The organism is Streptomyces sp. DF42, from assembly GCF_058267695.1.
In genome coordinates, this window is sequence record NZ_CM177859.1 from 9638267 (window position 1) to 9651160 (window position 12894).

Genomic DNA, 12894 nt, shown 5'->3' on the forward strand with positions numbered 1-12894 from the left:
CGTACGCCTGGTGAAGCCGGCTTCGCTCGTACGCCCGGCGAAGCCGGTCCGCTCGTACGCCTCGCGATGCCGGGCCGCGTCAGTGGCTGCGGGTGAAGGCCTTGCCCTCGGTGGAGCCGGTGGAGCAGAGCTTCTTCTCCGTGGCCGTCATCTTGCGGGACTTGACCACGACCGCATTGTGCTTGCCGTCGGTGCCGTTCGTGGCCGGGCCGGTGATCACGTCGGGTACGAACCAGTAGTAGTGGCCCCACTTGGGGTCGTCGTAGTGGGTCTGCCAGGTGCCGGTTATCTGCTGCATGACCTGTGCGCGGGAGATCCAGCCGACCTCTCCCGGCTGAACGGTCACGGTGAAGGAGCTGGTCTCCGTGTGCGAACTCTGCCAGGTGTAGTTGTACGTCGCGGTCACGCTGGCCGTGACGATGCCTTCGATCCCTCCACCGACGGTGACCGAGCCTCCCACCGACTGGGAGGAGCCCACGGTGTCGGCCCACGACATCGACTGGGAGGCGGACGAGGCGGTGCAGTTGTAGAGCAGTTCGGAGACCTGGCGGGGCTGGCCGACGTAGGCCTCGCCGATCTTCGGGGAGTTGAAGCTGCACTTGCCTTCACCGGAAGCGCAGTCGGCCATGATCTGCTCCGAGGTCGGCTGCTCGTCGGCCGCAGCGGGCACGGCCGCCGCGATCGTCCCGAGCACGACCGCGGTCAGACCCAGCGCGCGGCCGCCGTGCCGCAGCGCGCGGTTCGTCGTCATCGTTGTTGCCTCTCACCGTACGTGGGGGGACGGTCATCACGCTGTGCCCTGTCTGACGGGGCTGCGGTCACCGCCTGGTGCCCACGAGGCTCACGTAAACGGTGGCCGAGCTACACCAAGAACTGGCAAAGTTGTAGTTGATCGTGGAAATGATGAGCCGTCAATTTCCTTGTGTGTGACTCCATTTGGCGGTGCGTCGGTCGAATGACGTGCACGGCAGCAGCTGCCTCCGATGATCGCCGGCATCAGGAAGGGGCCGCTGGTACATGGGGACGATTGCAGCGAGGAGCTGGGCGGGCGGGCTGGCTGACGGCCGTATAAGTGTAGTGAGCAGGGATTGAGAGACCGAGACATGGACATCGCTCGTAGGAACAACGTCACGGTCACCGGCAACCCGCAGGGGCCGACCGTGCTGCTGGCTCACGGGTTCGGATGGAAGTAGCCCGGAGCAGATGGGCGATCTGGGCCACGCCCGAGACGGCCACCAGGTCGAAGAACGGCTCCAGCCAACTGGCGTGTCGTTCCTCGTCCGTTGGAGTCCGCGAAACCGGCACGGCCGAGTCGTCGCGCACATCACTCTTCTGCCCCGTCGTCTGCCCGGTCGCTTACCCCGTCACCTGTCCGTCAGCAGGACGAAAAGCGACAGTGCCATCACGGAGCCTCCGCTGCCCGCTCCAGCAGCACACACGCCGACATGGCGTTCGCCGGCCCGGCTGCGGCGCCGCGTGCTCCGCCATAGAGTCGGCACGGAGGGAACGAGGAGGCCGTACTCGCGATGCCTCAGTCACTCCGAGACCGTGGTGCGAGTGCGAGTGCGAGTGCGAGTGCGAGTGCGAGTGCGAGAGCTGGCGCTGAGCCGCAGACGATGACCGGGAAGGGTGGGGCGCATGGCCGGAGAGGCCCAGGCACCGACTCCGCAGCTGGTCCTGTCCCCGCTGACCAGAGCCGCGATCTTCCTGGTCGCCACGATCGACCCCGGCGGCGAAGCGGTCACCCGGGACGTGCTGTCCCAGGTGAGTTCCCTGCAGCGATCCGTGGGCTTTCGTGCCGAGCCCGAGGGAAGGCTCAGTTGCGTCACCGGCATCGGCTCGCGGGCATGGAGCCGTTTGTTCGCCGGCCCCCGCCCGGCAGACCTGCACCCCTTCCGTGAGGTGAGCGGGCCCGTACACCGCGCCGTGTCGACACCGGGCGACCTGCTCTTCCACATCCGTGCCGCACGCCTGGACCTGTGCTTCGCGCTCGCCGCGGAGATCATGGTCCGCCTCGGCGAGGCGGTGACCGTCTGCGACGAGGTGCACGGCTTCCAGTACCTCGACAAACGTGACCTGCTCGGGTTCGTCGACGGCACGGAGAACCCGACCGGGCCCGCCGCGAGCGCCGCAGTCCTGGTCGGGGACGAGGACCCCCAGTTCGCCGGTGGGAGCTACGTCATCGTCCAGAAATACCTCCACGACCTCGACGCGTGGAACGCACTCCCGGTCGAGACGCAGGAGAAGATCATCGGCAGGACGAAGCTGTCGGACATCGAGCTGGACGACAGCGCCAAACCGGCGGACTCGCACGTCGCCCTCACCACCATCACCGACCCCGACGGCACGGAACACGAGATCCTCCGTGACAACATGCCCTTCGGCACCGTCGGCCGGGGCGAGTTCGGTACCTACTTCATCGGTTACGCCCGTACTCCGACGGTGACGGAGACGATGCTTGAGCGCATGTTCCTGGGCGCCCCGGGCGCGTCGCACGACCGGATCCTGGACTTCTCGGCGCCTCTCACCGGATGCCTGTTCCACGTCCCCACGGCGGACTTCCTCGACGACCTGCCCGAACCACCCGGCGCGGAAGCGGGGAAAGAGGAAGCGAGAAAAGAGGAAGCGGACGCCGACCGGGCCCGGTCCTCCGATTCCTCGCTGGGGATCGGCCGCATGAAGCGGAGCACTCCCGGTGAACAACCTGCACCGTGACCTGGCGCCGCTCTCCAGCGCCCCATGGAACGACCTGGAGGAAGAGGCCCGACGCACCTTCAAACGGCACGTCGCGGCCCGCCGCATCGTCGACGTCCCCGAGCCGTACGGCATCGAACTGGCGGGCGTGGGCGGGCACTCGCTCCGCCGTCGGCCGGCGCTTGACCGTCGGTTTCCGACGCGCGCCGTTGCGGGGCTGATCAAGAACGTAATGGGGGGCTGGTGGGCGACGGCGCTGTGGCCTGGTCGGGCGGGCTGCAGATGGATACCCACATCCAGATCGGCGCCACGGGCAAGAAGCTGCTGCCGTTGACTGTGGTGAACAAGTAGCCGGCCGGGCTCCACGGGTGTCCTGGAATGCCCGTAGGCCCACTCGCGATGAGCCCGGTGTGCTTGCCGTGTCCCTTGGGGCTGCTTTTCCTGCGCTCTTCGGGTGATTGAGCCGTTCGGCGCATGGCCAAGGTGGGCCGGCAGGCCGAGTGTCCTGACAGGCGCTCTAATTGCTCTCGAACTCCGAGGGGAGCCGGCTCATGACAGGACACCCTGTTTCCGGTGGGCGCGTGCTTGGCGCGCCCATCGATCTCAACGGGACCGGGCACTACGTGCACTGGGGTGTGGTGCAGGTGTCCGTTGCCAACCTCGTGGTGGTCGGGGTGATGCTGGTCGTCTTCGTGGCGGCCGTGTTGCTGCCCTTCCCCCGAGGGCGAGGCCGGCGATGAGCGGGGTGCCGGAGGCCGGCGGAGGGTGGACCGGAGCGGTACGGCGCAGGGCGGTGCGGGCACTGCCCCCGGACAAGCTGCTGCCGGACACACAGCCCGCGTACATGGCGTCATGGATCTACGTCTTCGGTGTGCTCACCGTCGCCTCGCTGATCGTCGTCCTGGTCACCGGCGGGGTGCTCTCCCTGAAGGGGCCCGCCTGGTGGCACGTCTCGGACGCCGGAAAGTACGTGAACAGCCTTCATCTGTGGAGCGTCGAGCTGTTCATGTTCTTCATGGTCATCCACCTGTGGGGCAAGTTCTTCATGGCCGCCTGGCGCGGTCGGCGGGTGCTGACCTGGATCACCGGCGCGGTGTGCTTCTTCACCTCGATCGGCACGGCCTTCACCGGCTACCTGGTCCAGCAGAACTTCGACGCCCAGTGGATCGCGGGACAGGCGAAGGACGGGCTCAACTCGGTCGGCATCGGCGCGTTCTTCAACGTGCTGGACTTCGGCCAGATGCTGATGTGGCACATCGTCCTGCTGCCCTTCGTCCTGGCCCTGCTGACGGGCTGGCACATCCTGCTGGTCCGGCTGCGCGGGATCGCGCCGCCGATCGACGCCACTCCGCCTCAGGCGGACGGAACCACGCGGGAGGCGGCGTGATGAACCGGCGCGCGCGCAGGGCCGCCGTGCCCGACCCGGCCACCTTTCCGGTCAGGCCGTACGACCTGGTCAAGGAGTTCACGATCGCGTTGGTCGTGGTCGCGCTGCTCACCGTGGGTCTGGCCGCCCTGTTCTCGTCGCCCGACGTCAAGCCGGTGACACTGGCCTCCTGGGCGAGGGCCGATGGTGCCGACTTCACGGCGACCGGGGTGTCCGAACTCGGCGGCACCAGCGGTACGGCCGAGTACGGGCCGCCGTACAACCACACGCCGGGTGCGGCGCAGAAGCTGGGCCCGGTCGGGCTGCAGAGCGCCGCGGGGGTCCGCATCCCGGTGGACACGGCGAACGACTTCGTCCTGGGCCCGCTGCGTGAGGCCCCGGAACCGCCCGCTGTCACCGCTGCCCTCGCCGCCTGGGACACCGCCCCTGCCGCCCGGCACCGGGCATGGACCGCGGCCTACTCCGACGCCCTGGCCAAGGCCCACGGCGGTGCCCCCGCGCAGGGCGACTACGGCCCCGTCCCCGTCCTCACCGCACGCCTTCTCCAACTGGCCCGCAGCGGCGGGCTGGACGGCCAACTCCAGGCGCAGGGAAAGTTCTACGAGACCGACTACACCCGCCCGCTGCTGTTCCTCTCCGACGGTTCCTACCTGGAGTCCCTGGCCCGTGCCGGGCACCTCGGCGGTGACCAGTGGGGGATGATGAACGAGACCGGGAACTACCCGGGCCAGGCGTGGCTGTGGCTGTACACCTTCTGGTACCAGATCGAGCCCTTCAAGTCCTCCGGCAACGCCGACGCTCTGATCTGGGGTCTGATGGCCCTGCTCAGCCTGGGCCTGGTGCTGGTCCCCTTCATCCCCGGAGTGCGCTCGGTACCGCGCTGGACGCGGGTGCACCGGTTGATCTGGCGCACGTACCACCGCGAACAGGCCGCCGAAGGTCGCCGGCGGGAGTGATCACCGCGCCCGGGGGGTGCCCCTGTCTCTTTCGTCAAGCCAGGTGAGGATGGTCGGCATGACGGATCAGGATCGGTTGGGGCGGGCCGCGGTGCACTATGCGGCTGGCGGCGGAGACGCGGACGGCCTGAGGGCGCTGTTGGCTGAGGGCGCCGACCCGGGGGCTGCCGATGTCGATGTCGTGGACCGTCATGGCAATACAAAGCCGGTACTCAAGCCCCCTCATCAGCGGTCCGTCGATGCCTCCGGACCCGGTGACACCACCCCCGGATCATGAAAAGCAAGGGGGAAGTCATGCCGGACCCGAAGGCCGGAGGCCCCATTGCGGAGCCACGAAAAAGGTAACGGGGGATGGGCAGGGGGATCGCAGGAGGGGACTGCCACGCCCACCACCAGCCGTCCGGAGCCGCGCGCGGGCCGTCAGCGCAGCAGCGCAGTGCCGCACGATTCCTCGACGACGGCGGCGTCACATCTCCGGCCCGAGCTGGGGTGCCGCCCGTGCGGCGTCAGTGCGGACCGATCGCCGCCTCGGCCGCTGTCTTGATACGGGCGCCGAAGGCGTCGGCGTCCTTGCGGGCGGCGGCCAGCGCCAGAGAGACGACGACCTTGCCCAGACCGTGCCCCTCCAGAACGTTGAAGATACGCACGCGCGTCCTGCCGTCGCCGAGCGCCGCAAGGTCGTAGCCGCCCTCACGTACCGTCACGGTGTTCTTCGACTCCTCGGCCCAGCGGATCTTCACCGGCGCCTCGAGTTCGGTGATGCGGAACTCCCTGGCGGTCTTCATCCCGGCGTCCTTCACCGAGCTCCGGAAAACCGTACCGACCGCGGTCTCGGTGTCCGGGATCCGATCGATCCGCAGCACCCTGGGACTGAACTGTGGATCGTTGCGCCCGTCGGCGAGGTAGGCGAACACCTCCTCGACGGGTCGATCGACCTCGACCACCGCTTCGAACTGTCCCGACATGGCCACTCCTCATCGGTCGAGCCACGACACGTCCGCGCCCTCCTGGCCAATACCGGACGGCTCGCCTGGTCACGTGACAGCTGCGCCGCGAAGCAACGCCAGTGACACGCCGTACCGCCCGCCCTGACATGGGGGCATCGCGACCCTACGGGACCACCGGTCATCCCGCGAGGCGAACGGCACGAGCGGAACAACGCAGCACTTGGCGTGCCACGCCCGGCCTGGGCTCACTGAGGTGATCGGCCGGGTGGAGGGCCCGGGTATCGGCGGCCGACACCTGTTCCCCCTCGTGGATTCGGCCATCCCGGTCCCTCCGGCAAGAGAGGCCACGTCCGCAGCCCTGGTGCGAGGGCGAGGGCAGGGGCCGGGGCGATGATGTGGTGCCGGTGCGCGCGATCGCCGTCCTGGCAAGATGGCGGCATGGAACGTGTGATGGGAATCGGCGGATATTTCATGCGGGCCTCCGACCCGACGGTCTTGAATGCCTGGTATCGCGATTGCCTGGGCCTGGATGCCGATGAGAACGGCCTGTGGCGTCCGGAAGCCGGAGTGACGGTGTTCGCGACGTTCGAGTCCGGGACCGACTACTTCGGTTCCCGCGCTCAGCAGACCATGCTCAACTTCCGGGTGCGCGACCTGGACGCCATGCTCGCGCAATTGCGGGCCAAGGGAGCAGACGTGGCCGAGGAGACGGAGGACATGGAGGGCGTCGGCCGATTCGGCTGGGTCACCGACCCCGAGGGCAATCGCATCGAACTGTGGCAGCCCGCCTGACCCCGCGTCTCCACGCAGTCACGCAGGCGGTGATGTCCGGTGGACCATTGGGCCTGCTCCTGCGCGCCTCGGCGTGCTGCTGTTGTTCATCGCTGACGATGACGAAGCAGCCGCCATCATGGACCGTCTGCTCGACGCGATGGCTGCTCGACTCCGGCATCGGCCCCCTCACACTGGCGCCCCGGCTCCGTCATGCCCGCTCCGGTTGATGAGTTCTGCGAACCGTTGGGCGCTGATGTTGCCCCCGGAGGCGATGATGCCGATCCTGCGCGGGAGATGTTCCAGACGCCGGGCCATGAGGGCGGCCAGGGCGGTGGCGCCGCTGGGTTCGAGGACGATCTTCAGGTGTTCGAAGGCGAAGCGCATGGCGTCGATGATGTCGTCGTCGCTGACGAGGGCGATGGCGTTGACCAGCCGCTGGTTGATGGGAAAGGTGATCTCGCCGGGAGTGGGCAGGGCTTGGCCGTCGGCGATGGTGCGGGGCACGGGGATGGTCACGCGTTCGCCGCCGGCCAGAGAGCGCTTGGTGTCGTCGCCGGCTTCCGGTTCGACGCCGATGATCTTGATGCCGGGGTGAAGCGCCGTGGCGGTGATGGCGCTGCCGGCGATGAGGCCGCCGCCGCCGACGGGTACGACGAGAGCGTCGAGTTCGCCGGCTTCCTCGAAGAGTTCCAGGGCTGCGGTGCCTTGTCCGGCGATGACATGAGGGTGGTCGTAGGGCGGGATGAGTGCCAGGCCGCGTTCTACGGCGAGAGCCTCGCCGAGGGCGGTGCGGTCCTGGGTGTACCGGTCGTAGGTGACGATCTCCGCGCCGTAGCCGGCGGTGGCGTCCATCTTGTTCCGAGGCGCGTCCTCGGGCATGAGGATGACCGCGGTGGTGCCCAGTTCGCGGGCGGCGAGGGCGGTGGCCTGGGCGTGGTTGCCGGATGAGTAGGCGGCGATTCCCTTGGCCAGCTGGTCGGCGGGCAGTTGGGCGGCGGCGTTGTAGGCACCGCGGAACTTGAAGGCGCCGATGCGCTGGAAGTTCTCGCACTTGATGAACACCTCTGCGCCGACCAGGGCGTTGAGGGTGCGGGAGGTGAGAACGGGGGTGCGGTGGGCGATCCCGTCGAGACGTGTGGCGGCCCCGCGGACATCGTCGAACGAAACAGGCTGTGCAGCGGCCATGGTGGATCCCTTGCGGTGGTGAGAGGTCGGACCAGGAGCCTGCGAGTGCTCGGGTGACAGCTACCAGCCCGTGACGCGCGGCCAGAATGCCTCGATCGCGGGCGCGGGGCCGGCGGTGCTTCGGGAGCTGTCGGTGACGTGATAGCCGTGGTGCTGGGCGGCGGTGGCGCCCTGCGACGCACGACTCACCCGCGAGATCGCCGCCCTCAGGCGTGGCTTTGACCAGCAGTCGATCGGCGCGAGGGGGTAGGCCGCCGCGCACGGCGACACTCGAGGAGCGGCCGACCCGCGGCATCAGGCCCGCACTGTCGATCAGTGACACCGCCGTGAGCGTGGGGCCGGGCGAACGGGCGCGGGACATGAACACCCTTTCACTTGGTGTAGTTGTACACCGTCGCCCGGGACACACCCAGCAGATCGGCGATGGCCTGCGCGGCGTCACGAGAGTCGAAGAAGCCGTCCCGGTGCAGTTGCTGCACCAGTTCCTTCTTGTCCTTGCGGCTCAGCGAGCGGGGAGTGCCGGCGCGTTCCGCGGCCAGGGCCTCGATGGTCTGGCGCAGCTCGCGAGCGTTGCGGTCGCGCAGGCTCTCCAAGGGTCCGTCACGCTCCTCGGGTTCGGTGGCGACCAGATTCGACAGTGCCAGGGTGACCGGGGACAGCACGGACACATCGAGGTTCAGGCACAGCGCCGCGATGTACTCGCCCGCGGCGTTCTTGATGCCGATCGACGTGCTCTTGGCCGGGCGTCCGTCAGGGAACTGGTTGGGGTAGTTCTGGATCACGCTGGGGTACGCCGGGTCGGCGATACGAGCCAGGCCCAACTCGGTCGCGGAGTCACCGATCTGACGCCCGGAGAGGTTGTTCTCGATGGCCCTGATCGCGTGCTGCGGGTCGCGCAGATCGTGCAGCACCACCTCGCACAAGCCGGGGAACATCCGCCCCAGCGCAACAGCGATCTTCTCGGCCTCCCGGATGAGGTGCCCATCCTCCGCGGCAAGGCCGAATCCGTCGGGTTCGGCACGCCGACCTTGTTGCGCGCTGGTGGCGACGTGATCCATGAATCCTCTTTTGCCGACTGCGGATACGGGGCGTGCGACGGAGGGGACGAGAACGCACGCCTCGGCAACGAGGAGCGTCGGAGAACGGCCGGCCTCTGATCGCTGCCGGCTCTGTTTCCGGAGTGCCGGCACCTGGGCGACCTGGATCCCGTCGGTGTACCTCCTGAAGGCAGGATAGCCCCGACCTGTCATATCTGTCCAGATCTGTAATCTCAGTCTAAAGCTGCGGACGGCAACGTCCAAAGGCTGCGGTGAGGACAACTGGACGAACGCAGACGACTACCACCCTGACCCCACGGCGACAGGGAACTACGGAGGCTGTGGTGCTTGCCTGGCGGTCGACGTGCTTGCCTGCTTGATCGTGATGGGAAGAGACTGAGGCCTTGAGATGTCGGTGGCGGGCGGCGGGGAAGACGATCGGTGACCACGGTGAGATCAAGCGCTGCCCGAGGAGCGGATGGGGGCCTGCCGTCCTCTCCGAGGGCCGGCCGGAACCGGCTGGTGGGCGCGCTGCTGGTGTTTTCGTCCCTGGCCGCCGCTCTGGCCTGTTATGACGTTTTCACCACCTGGCTGCCCAAGGACCGCGCCCTCTACCGGGAGTACACGGCGGCCGAGGCGTGCGCAGCCCGCCCGGTGATACCGAGGTCGGAGGACTGCCTGCGGCAGCTCACCTTCACTGTCGAAGGCACCCGGAATTCCACCAAGGACATGCGGGCGACCCTGCTCGGCCAGGCGCCGTTTGCGAGGGTGGTCGTGCCGTTCGGGGACCCGGGGCCGGTGCTGAGTGGGCTTGAGCGGGGGGACCGGGTCACCGGTACTGTCTGGCGCGGAGTCGTAGTGGTGGTGGCCGAGGGAGAGGTCCGTCAGAATTCCTCCGACGCACCGCGCGACGAACCCCAAATGACCGCCGCTGTCGGCACGTTCGCTGGGCTTATGGCTGCGCTGACCCTCGCGTTCGGCGCAGTGCGCTTGGTCGGGCCCCGCGATCCCGGCGTCTTCAGCTGGCGCCCGTATGGCAAGTGGCTGCTCATCGTGGCGGGAGCCTCCTGCACCGTCGTGGGCCTGTGCACCGTGTGGACGGGCCTGCCGTGGTTGCTCGTGCCCACGGTCTGCGGGGTGGTTGCCGCAGGTACGGCATGGTTCCTCTACCGAGACCTCCGTGCCGTGGACCACTGACCCGTGCGCTCCGTGGACACCTGCCCCGTCCAAGGCTGCGTGAGAGCCCAACAGCAGCCGGGTGCCGCGCTGTTGTCGCTGCCCATGGGGATCAAGTAGTGTCCCCGGTGTGAACACCGGACCGGCGCTACGCCACACACGGATTGGCTACCCGGTGGTGAGCTGATCGGACAGTGGGTGCGTAGAAGGCACCCACTCGTTTCGGCACGTGGACCTCCCAGCGCTCGTGCACCACGAGTCCTTTTTCGTGTCGAGCAACAGCGAGGTCAGCCACATGGCAGTCAGGTTCAACCACACCATCATCGCCTCCAAGGATCGCAACGATTCGGCTCGGTTCTTCCGTGAGTTGCTGGAACTTCCGGAAGCACCGTCCTGGGGCCCGTTCACCAACATCCAGCTGTCCGACGGGGTGTTGCTTCAGTTCGCCGAACCTCCGGTGGAAATCCAGATGCAGCACTACGCGTTCCTGATCGACGACGCACTGTTCGATCGGGCTTACGGACGACTGTGTGAACGCGGCATCGTGCACTGGGCCGATCCGCACATGCGGCGCCCCGGCGAGATCAACAATGAGCACGGTGGTCGAGGGGTGTACTTCAAGGACCCCGCCGGTCACGCGATTGAGCTGATCACCCAGCCGTACTTGTAACCGGGGGAGCGCCTGGTCGGGCACAGGAATCGTGTGCCCGACCAGTGCAACCGACTGCTGCTGCGCCGGGGCACCGCGATGACCGTCAGGGAAGGTCGCGGCGGCGGGCAGTGGCGACGCGAATGCGGCGAAAAAACCTGCGACGACAGCGCGTCAGTGGTGGTGGCCGTGGCGGCCGAGGGCCTCCACGGGGGTCGCGCCGGGGCGGGTCCACTGCGGTACGGGGCGGCTGGTCGGGCCCCAGGTGGAGTTCCCTTCCGCGTCCGAGCGCCAGGACCAGCACGCGCTGCGTCCCTCGGGCCAGCCCTCGGGGTTGTCCTCCCACGCCTCGCCGCGTCCGTAGGGGGTCAGGTCGAGCAGGCCGAGGGACCCGTTGACCCGCTCGTTGCCACGGCCGGTTGTGGAGTAGGTGAGGAACACGCGGTCGCCGTCGCGCAGGAAGCAGGTGAGGGACCCCATGCTGTCGCCGACCGGCGCGTCCAGGTCGCGTACCGAGTACCAGGGCTGGGTGTAGCCCATGAACTCGACATAGGAGGCCACCTCGTCCGGGCGGCCCGAGGTCAGGACGGCGAACGAGACGTCGCGGGCGTTGAGGTAGACGGCGTCCTTCAGGTGCCAGGCCGTGGTGGTGCAGCCTTCGCACTGCCCCTGGTGCGGCGCGCCGTCGTACCACATGTGCTTGTAGACCACGAGCTCGTCGCGGTCCTGGAACAGATCCAGGAACGGGACCGGGCCTTCGGGTCCGACGACCTCGACCGCCCCGTCGAACTCCACCATCGGCAGCCTGCGGCGGGCGGCGGCGATGGCGTCGCCCTCGCGAGTGTGGGCCTTCTCGCGGACCAGCAGCTCGTCACGGGCGGTCTGCCAGGTGGCCTGGTCGACCACGGGCGGGCGGCCGGGCAGCGTGGGGGTCGGGTCGTCCGGCGTGGTGGTCATGGTGTCCTCCGTGGTGTCGGGTGCTGGGCAGCGGCGTACGCCGTTCTACGACGGTCACCAGATCAGACTCGCGACTCGGCCGGAACTCATCGCGGCCGGTGCGCCTTCGGCCGATTCGAAAGCATCCGACCTGACGCCACCACACGCGGCGTTCCCGTCCAGGGACCCCGCCGCCGGGTCATCGAGCGAACCCTCGGCTACCTCGTGCGCCGCCGCGCGACCGGAGCGGACTCGGCGGGCTCGGCGGACGGACGGCGATGTTGGCATGCGGTGATGGGTGGTGTGGACTCCTCGACGGTGTCGGAGCGGTCCGTACGACGACGTGCGGGTGCGGGCCATCACCACGGTGCGCTCAGCTGAGCCGGCGCTGCGCCGGACCGCTCAGGCCAACGCGGCCTCCAGCGCAACGCTCCCTCCAACGCCTCGCCCGCCACGCCGCACCTCGGACCCAAAACGAGTGGCACGCCCCTTTCCCGTGGCCTCGGCACCAGCAAAAAGGAAGGGCCTCCCGCCAGCCTCTCCCGTAGCCTTTCCATACTCACCTCTGTGAGACGAACACCTCGTGGTGCGCCCGGCTGGGACGCGATACCGCGAGGCGACCCCCATGAAGCCGGAGCCCGGGGATGGTGCCGGTGCTCGGCACACCGCCAGGCATGACAAGCTGTGCTTCCCACCGCCCGATCCCAGGAGGTCACCATGACCGAAGAGGCTGCATCCCCAGAAGGTTCGGAGCCGGCTGACCCCGAGACGTCCGCACTCGCGCCCGACAGCGATGGCCAGTACGACCTGAAGCGCAAGTTTCGCGAGGCCTTGGCGCGCAAGAAGGGCGTGCAGACGGACGGTGCCGATCTTGGTGCCAACCCCGGTGCGTCGAAGGTGCGTGGGGCGCACGGCCCGGCGGCGAGCCAGCGGTCGTTCAAGCGCAAGAGCGGCGGCTGAGTCGGCCACCTTGGAGAGCCGGCCGCGCGGCACCACCCCCTGGCGCACTGAATTCGCACGCCCTGTGGCCGATGCCCCAGGGCGTGCGCGTGACCTGTGCCGGCTGATGTGAGGTCGTGGCCGAGATGTTCCACCAGTAATAGGGGCCCAGTTGGGGCGACGGGGTGGCCGGGCGGGTGGTGGCGTTGGGCCA

14 protein-coding genes and 2 pseudogenes are annotated in these 12894 nt (G+C 68.4%); 10 read left to right on the top strand and 6 right to left on the bottom strand.

The genetic code is table 11. The annotated features are described in order from the left end of the window. Positions 1–79 precede the first annotated feature (79 nt). A complete protein-coding gene (locus tag ACYUED_RS44385) occupies positions 80–751 on the bottom strand; it encodes a hypothetical protein (RefSeq protein WP_491290049.1) in 672 nt (223 codons plus the stop codon). A gap of 352 nt (positions 752–1103) precedes the next feature. On the opposite strand from ACYUED_RS44385, the pseudogene ACYUED_RS44390 reads away from it, so the two are divergent. The 6 genes and pseudogenes from ACYUED_RS44390 to ACYUED_RS44415 all read left to right on the top strand — a co-directional run. Further along, positions 1104–1184 (top strand): annotated as a pseudogene (locus ACYUED_RS44390) (alpha/beta fold hydrolase); the annotation flags it as partial. A gap of 454 nt (positions 1185–1638) precedes the next feature. Beyond that, positions 1639–2715 (top strand): Dyp-type peroxidase, encoded by a 1077-nt coding sequence (locus ACYUED_RS44395; RefSeq protein ID WP_491290050.1) that lies wholly within the window; start codon positions 1639–1641, stop codon positions 2713–2715. Then, a pseudogene (locus tag ACYUED_RS44400) lies at positions 2696–2854 on the top strand (encapsulin); the annotation flags it as partial. The gene ACYUED_RS44395 and the pseudogene ACYUED_RS44400, both read left to right, overlap by 20 nt. A gap of 391 nt (positions 2855–3245) precedes the next feature. Further along, a complete protein-coding gene (locus ACYUED_RS44405; protein WP_491290051.1) occupies positions 3246–3434 on the top strand; it encodes a hypothetical protein in 189 nt (62 codons plus the stop codon). Then, positions 3431–4081, top strand: a complete 651-nt coding sequence (locus ACYUED_RS44410) for a cytochrome b N-terminal domain-containing protein (protein ID WP_491290052.1) — start codon at positions 3431–3433, stop codon at positions 4079–4081. The genes ACYUED_RS44405 and ACYUED_RS44410 overlap by 4 nt, the downstream gene beginning before the upstream one ends. Further along, positions 4081–5037, top strand: coding sequence for a hypothetical protein (locus ACYUED_RS44415; protein ID WP_491290053.1), 957 nt, complete (start codon positions 4081–4083; stop codon positions 5035–5037). The genes ACYUED_RS44410 and ACYUED_RS44415 overlap by 1 nt, the downstream gene beginning before the upstream one ends. Before the next feature lie 506 nt (positions 5038–5543). Here the strand turns inward: ACYUED_RS44415 and ACYUED_RS44420 are convergent. After that, positions 5544–6002 carry an SRPBCC family protein gene (locus ACYUED_RS44420; protein ID WP_491290054.1) on the bottom strand — a complete coding sequence of 153 codons (459 nt, stop codon included), beginning with the start codon at positions 6000–6002 and terminating at the stop codon, positions 5544–5546. A gap of 420 nt (positions 6003–6422) precedes the next feature. Here ACYUED_RS44420 and ACYUED_RS44425 point away from each other — a divergent pair, with 420 nt between their 5' ends. Beyond that, the gene (locus ACYUED_RS44425; protein WP_491290055.1) at positions 6423–6776 is read left to right on the top strand and encodes a VOC family protein; all 354 of its coding nucleotides are present in this window, start codon (positions 6423–6425) and stop codon (positions 6774–6776) included. A gap of 168 nt (positions 6777–6944) precedes the next feature. Here the strand turns inward: ACYUED_RS44425 and ACYUED_RS44430 are convergent, their stop codons facing one another. The 3 genes from ACYUED_RS44430 to ACYUED_RS44440 form a co-directional block, all read right to left on the bottom strand. Further along, positions 6945–7943, bottom strand: a complete 999-nt coding sequence (locus tag ACYUED_RS44430; protein ID WP_491290056.1) for a threo-3-hydroxy-L-aspartate ammonia-lyase — start codon at positions 7941–7943, stop codon at positions 6945–6947. Between the two features lie 60 nt (positions 7944–8003). Continuing rightward, complete coding sequence (locus tag ACYUED_RS44435) at positions 8004–8132, bottom strand: hypothetical protein (RefSeq protein ID WP_491290057.1); 129 nt, start codon at positions 8130–8132, stop codon at positions 8004–8006. Between the two features lie 182 nt (positions 8133–8314). Beyond that, positions 8315–9001 (bottom strand): helix-turn-helix transcriptional regulator, encoded by a 687-nt coding sequence (locus ACYUED_RS44440; protein ID WP_491290058.1) that lies wholly within the window; start codon positions 8999–9001, stop codon positions 8315–8317. Between the two features lie 501 nt (positions 9002–9502). Here ACYUED_RS44440 and ACYUED_RS44445 point away from each other — a divergent pair. Both ACYUED_RS44445 and ACYUED_RS44450 read left to right on the top strand, forming a co-directional pair. Further along, positions 9503–10177 carry a hypothetical protein gene (locus ACYUED_RS44445; RefSeq protein WP_491290059.1) on the top strand — a complete coding sequence of 225 codons (675 nt, stop codon included), beginning with the start codon at positions 9503–9505 and terminating at the stop codon, positions 10175–10177. Positions 10178–10451: 274 nt separating this feature from the next. Next, on the top strand, positions 10452–10826 hold the full coding sequence (locus tag ACYUED_RS44450; protein WP_491294730.1) for a VOC family protein: 375 nt from the start codon (positions 10452–10454) through the stop codon (positions 10824–10826). Between the two features lie 153 nt (positions 10827–10979). Here ACYUED_RS44450 and ACYUED_RS44455 read toward each other — a convergent pair whose 3' ends face one another. Then, on the bottom strand, positions 10980–11762 hold the full coding sequence (locus tag ACYUED_RS44455; RefSeq protein WP_491290060.1) for a DUF899 domain-containing protein: 783 nt from the start codon (positions 11760–11762) through the stop codon (positions 10980–10982). Positions 11763–12458: 696 nt separating this feature from the next. Here ACYUED_RS44455 and ACYUED_RS44460 point away from each other — a divergent pair. Beyond that, a complete protein-coding gene (locus tag ACYUED_RS44460) occupies positions 12459–12701 on the top strand; it encodes a DUF5302 domain-containing protein (RefSeq protein ID WP_491290061.1) in 243 nt (80 codons plus the stop codon). The last annotated feature ends 193 nt before the right edge of the window (positions 12702–12894 follow it).

Bases quoted from the DNA above. Each gene is read 5' to 3' on its own strand.
- ACYUED_RS44410 (WP_491290052.1), top strand. From the start codon at position 3,431: ATGAGCGGGGTGCCGGAGGCCGGCGGAGGGTGGACCGGAGCGGTACGG.
- ACYUED_RS44455 (WP_491290060.1), bottom strand. From the start codon at position 11,762: ATGACCACCACGCCGGACGACCCGACCCCCACGCTGCCCGGCCGCCCG.
- ACYUED_RS44405 (WP_491290051.1), top strand. From the start codon at position 3,246: ATGACAGGACACCCTGTTTCCGGTGGGCGCGTGCTTGGCGCGCCCATC.
- ACYUED_RS44395 (WP_491290050.1), top strand. From the start codon at position 1,639: ATGGCCGGAGAGGCCCAGGCACCGACTCCGCAGCTGGTCCTGTCCCCG.
- ACYUED_RS44460 (WP_491290061.1), top strand. From the start codon at position 12,459: ATGACCGAAGAGGCTGCATCCCCAGAAGGTTCGGAGCCGGCTGACCCC.
- ACYUED_RS44425 (WP_491290055.1), top strand. From the start codon at position 6,423: ATGGAACGTGTGATGGGAATCGGCGGATATTTCATGCGGGCCTCCGAC.
- ACYUED_RS44440 (WP_491290058.1), bottom strand. From the start codon at position 9,001: ATGGATCACGTCGCCACCAGCGCGCAACAAGGTCGGCGTGCCGAACCC.
- ACYUED_RS44385 (WP_491290049.1), bottom strand. From the start codon at position 751: ATGACGACGAACCGCGCGCTGCGGCACGGCGGCCGCGCGCTGGGTCTG.
- ACYUED_RS44415 (WP_491290053.1), top strand. From the start codon at position 4,081: ATGAACCGGCGCGCGCGCAGGGCCGCCGTGCCCGACCCGGCCACCTTT.
- ACYUED_RS44420 (WP_491290054.1), bottom strand. From the start codon at position 6,002: ATGTCGGGACAGTTCGAAGCGGTGGTCGAGGTCGATCGACCCGTCGAG.
- ACYUED_RS44430 (WP_491290056.1), bottom strand. From the start codon at position 7,943: ATGGCCGCTGCACAGCCTGTTTCGTTCGACGATGTCCGCGGGGCCGCC.
- ACYUED_RS44450 (WP_491294730.1), top strand. From the start codon at position 10,452: ATGGCAGTCAGGTTCAACCACACCATCATCGCCTCCAAGGATCGCAAC.